1 CRISPR repeat array is annotated in these 452 nt (G+C 49.3%).

Going from position 1 to position 452, the window contains the following annotated elements:
- Positions 1–155: 155 nt before the first annotated feature.
- Positions 156–451: direct repeats of the CRISPR family, unit length 29 nt; unit sequence GCAGCCGCCTCCGCGTGGCTGTGTGTTGA.
- The last annotated feature ends 1 nt before the right edge of the window (position 452 follow it).

Raw genomic sequence — 452 nt, forward strand, 5'->3', positions numbered from 1 at the left:
GATAGCGATCTTTATTTTCTTTAACAATTTGGATAAGTTAATCTATTTGTATAACGGCGGTATGGCCGTTATACTTACCAAACTCCTTATCATAAAATCCGTTAGCGAAATACAGTGGTTAATTTGCTGATTTTCCTTGCTTTTTTAGGTAGGGAGCAGCCGCCTCCGCGTGGCTGTGTGTTGAAACACGGTCGAGCGACTGAAAAGGGATTGTGGTGCGGGGCAGCCGCCTCCGCGTGGCTGTGTGTTGAAACCACTTATCGCCCTCTTGGCGTAGCTGATAAACAACGCAGCCGCCTCCGCGTGGCTGTGTGTTGAAACAAGCTCAATCGAAGATTTAAAGAAAAAAGTCATCGCAGCCGCCTCCGCGTGGCTGTGTGTTGAAACATGCTACCCACGCCGACGGCCGCAATAACAAAAAGGCAGCCGCCTCCGCGTGGCTGTGTGTTGAA

It is taken from the genome of Aggregatibacter sp. oral taxon 458 str. W10330 (genome assembly GCF_000466335.1).
Lineage (GTDB): Bacteria > Pseudomonadota > Gammaproteobacteria > Enterobacterales > Pasteurellaceae > Aggregatibacter.